Genomic DNA, 3146 nt, shown 5'->3' on the forward strand with positions numbered 1-3146 from the left:
TAATTGTTTTTATTTTAAGTGGTGAAATATTCTTCTTTGCTTGAAGAAGCATATAAATTATTTTGCGACAAATAAAAGGCGTCTGTGCTGTGCGTTCTATCTTTGCGATAAGTTCGTTTCTAAATATTTAGGCTGTCTTTTGCGATAAAATTAAATATCGTCTTTAGCTCGCGCTCAAATTTAGGCTTGTATTTTATTACCATTGCATAATCCGCGCTTTTAGCTCGTCGTGGCTTATGGTTTCAAACTCTCCGCGCCTGATAGCTTCAACATCTGATAATATCTTGGCTTTGATAGCCTCTAGGTTTTTACGTACCTGAGCTTCGTCTATCAGCCCTTTGCCTTGTTTGGCTTCATTGGCTCGCGCGTTTAGCTCATCGGCGCAACCGTCGTCGATAATCAACTTTTGATTAGTCGTATTAGCCAACGCTTTACTTATCGCTACTATTTGGCTTATTAACGTTTCGTCTGCTCGTATGGTTAGAGTTTGCATATCCTAGCCTTTGTTTTAAAATCCAGTCTTATTTTAACCGCTTGGGGCTTAGGGCTTAATAAAGCGGTCATTTCCGTAGCCGTTAAGCTGTTTTGTGCCGATGATAGCGATATTTACTTATCGGCTAGGCGGTCATTTTTTTGCGCTCAAAAACGCGCTCAATTTTTTCCGCCTAGTTTGGGATTGCTTCGATAAAATCGGGCTTTATTCGTCCGCCCCGCGCTCATTTGTCGCCGTTAAATTTTAGGTTTCATTATCGCGGGTTAATCTCGCCCTTAACGACGATTAGGGTTTCACTTATCTTGTCGCTTGACTTACCGTCTATCACTTGACTTTATTATTTTTTTAAAAACCCGGCGCGCAAAAAATGAAATGCGCCCAGCCGATGTTTCGCTTGCTCGGTCGTAGAGATTTGACCCGCCCCTGCGGCTTGACTACTTTACAGACTTAGGTTAAAATTGCGACTAGTCGCAAAACATTCCAAAGCCTGCAAAAATATTTAAAACCTGACGGTAGCAAAGAAAATGCGGCTACGCCGACCCCCCACCAGCTCGCTATCTTGCAAAGAACCTAAAAAATTTTGCCTATCAAAAATAAAACATTATGATAGCGCCATAATTTCAAAGAATACTTATTTTTGATAATCGCCTCGATACAAGCTTAAAACGTCACGCCAAATTAATCAAATATTTACCAATTTTTTGCATATTCCCCGCATATTTTTCTAATACTCCGCAAAAAATCCGTAACGGCATAACAAAAAGCCGCCTATTTTTTGCTAAATATACGCTAGGATAAAAAGTATTTTGTATTTTTTGTAAGTGTTGAATAAAAATAAGTTTCGCGGGCATATTGTCGCCGCTTTGGTGTAGAGTTTTTGGCGGGAATTTGGGGCTATGGGATCACGCGCTCCGCCTTTGTATGCTAGCCGTATTTGTCCGCCCGTTTTTGCGCTGTTGCCTTTTTGAGACTTTGCGCCCCCAGGCGTTGCCGCCTCGCGCTATCTATTTTTTGCGCCCGCCTCTTTTGGCTTGGCTGCTTTGGCGGGGTCTTTGTTTGTGTGTGCTTTGTCGCTGCGCGCGTGTTTGTGCTTGATGTATTTTTGTTTCTTTGTATCGTGAGCGGCTCGCGCTCGTGGTGTGTAGTGTGTTGTATTGAGATATTGCCCCGCGTGAGACGTGCGGGGCGTGTAGCGAAGTAATTGCGCGCGGGCTAAAGCAGCCCGACAAAGTGCGCGATGGCTATAAGCGCCAAAATCATAAAAAAGCCGTCCAAATCCATATTAACCCCTTTGATTATTTTTGCACTTTGCTTTTTATGCTCCATTCAATAAAGAGCGCGATATAACACGCCGCCAAAATGCCAAATATTACGTAACTACCGCTATTAAATCCCCATTCCATATTAGCCCCTTTTTATCATCTGATACATTAAGCCGACGCTAAAAAGCATAATAAACGCGTTATTAAAATTTAACGCGCCGCCCATTATGGCGTAACTACTATTAACAAATAAACCTAAACCGATATTTTTAATCAATTCTACCATAACGCGCCCTTTATTACAATAGCCCGATAAAATGGGCTATTGTAATAAATGCCAATATTAATAAAATCTCGTCCATTTTTACGCCTCCCTGATTTTTTCTGCTATCGCGCTTATTTTTGCGCGCAGCTCGTCGGGGTTAAGCCCGCGGAATTTAAAGCTCACCCCCGCGATCTCGTCCTCCGCCTCGTTGTTTTTCGCGTCTATCAAAAGCAACGAAAAGGCAAACACGCCCGACGCCTCACACGCCACGACGTCGGCGGCGTAATATCCGTAACGGTTTAGCGGCTTTGAAAATTCGTAGCCGTTGTATTTTCTTTTTTTTAAAAAGCCCGCGCCGATTAGCTCCGATTCTATCGCCCGTTTTACCTCAAAAATTTTCATTTGCGCCCCTTGTCTTTTGAATTTGATTTTTTCATTTTTTTAGCTCCTTTTTTCTCTATACCTACAAACATTTATATAACTTCCCGTCCCCTTGATTAGGATCACGGGCTCACCGCGCACAAAATAAAAATCTCGTGCTATTTCCATCACCTTAACGGGGTACGGCGTCGGCGTGTTTACCGAGAATCTTTGACTCACCCACGCGCTATTTATGCCCCGCTCAAGGTATAGAGAAAAAATTCTCTCTTCGCACAGCTCAAACTCCCCGCCTATTTGCCCAAACGTCGATATTACGCCCCCATCGTCGCACAATACAAAATATATATTTGCACCCACCGCGCGGAATACCGGCGCGGGGCTTGTGAGCACTTGACGGACGGCGACGCCATGGCGGAATTCTCCGTCCCTTTTCTCTTTGAATTCTGATTTGTGCCCAGAATAATGCAACCGGGCATAATCAAATTTTTTAAAATACATTTTCATTTTTTCCATTTTTAGCCCCTTCCTCAAATAAACTTTTCACCTCCGCAACCTCTATCCACGCGCAAAAATAATAATTTTTCCATTTTCGCGCCTCGTCGTCAAACCACTCAGTATATACGCCCGCGACAAATCCAGTCTGGACGGGCTCCCCGCCTTTTACGTCTCTATACATCGGGCGAAAACGTATTTTTTTATTTTGTATATGATCGCACCCTTTTAATTCCCGCGCTATCGCCGTTTT

At 43.1% G+C, this 3146-nt stretch carries 5 protein-coding genes; all 5 read right to left on the bottom strand.

What is annotated here, in order from left to right; all coding sequences use genetic code 11:
* Positions 1-196: 196 nt before the first annotated feature.
* Positions 197-493 (bottom strand): hypothetical protein, encoded by a 297-nt coding sequence (locus tag Q0200_RS11170; RefSeq protein ID WP_297941186.1) that lies wholly within the window; start codon positions 491-493, stop codon positions 197-199.
* A 1404-nt stretch (positions 494-1897) separates the two neighbouring features.
* Complete coding sequence (locus tag Q0200_RS11175; protein WP_297941187.1) at positions 1898-2041, bottom strand: hypothetical protein; 144 nt, start codon at positions 2039-2041, stop codon at positions 1898-1900.
* A 78-nt stretch (positions 2042-2119) separates the two neighbouring features.
* Positions 2120-2422, bottom strand: coding sequence for a hypothetical protein (locus tag Q0200_RS11180; RefSeq protein WP_297941188.1), 303 nt, complete (start codon positions 2420-2422; stop codon positions 2120-2122).
* Between the two features lie 39 nt (positions 2423-2461).
* Complete coding sequence (locus tag Q0200_RS11185; protein WP_297941189.1) at positions 2462-2914, bottom strand: hypothetical protein; 453 nt, start codon at positions 2912-2914, stop codon at positions 2462-2464.
* On the bottom strand, positions 2889-3146 hold a 258-nt coding region (locus tag Q0200_RS11190; protein ID WP_297941190.1), incomplete at its 5' end, for a hypothetical protein. The genes Q0200_RS11190 and Q0200_RS11185, both read right to left, overlap by 26 nt.

Source organism: uncultured Campylobacter sp., assembly GCF_938045225.1.
In the GTDB taxonomy this organism is placed as follows: Bacteria; Campylobacterota; Campylobacteria; order Campylobacterales; family Campylobacteraceae; genus Campylobacter_A.

What these genes read in the sequence shown, in the direction of transcription:
- Q0200_RS11170 (WP_297941186.1), bottom strand. Translation starts at nt 493, where the DNA reads ATGCAAACTCTAACCATACGAGCAGACGAAACGTTAATAAGCCAAATA.
- Q0200_RS11175 (WP_297941187.1), bottom strand. Translation starts at nt 2,041, where the DNA reads ATGGTAGAATTGATTAAAAATATCGGTTTAGGTTTATTTGTTAATAGT.
- Q0200_RS11180 (WP_297941188.1), bottom strand. Translation starts at nt 2,422, where the DNA reads ATGAAAATTTTTGAGGTAAAACGGGCGATAGAATCGGAGCTAATCGGC.
- Q0200_RS11185 (WP_297941189.1), bottom strand. Translation starts at nt 2,914, where the DNA reads ATGGAAAAAATGAAAATGTATTTTAAAAAATTTGATTATGCCCGGTTG.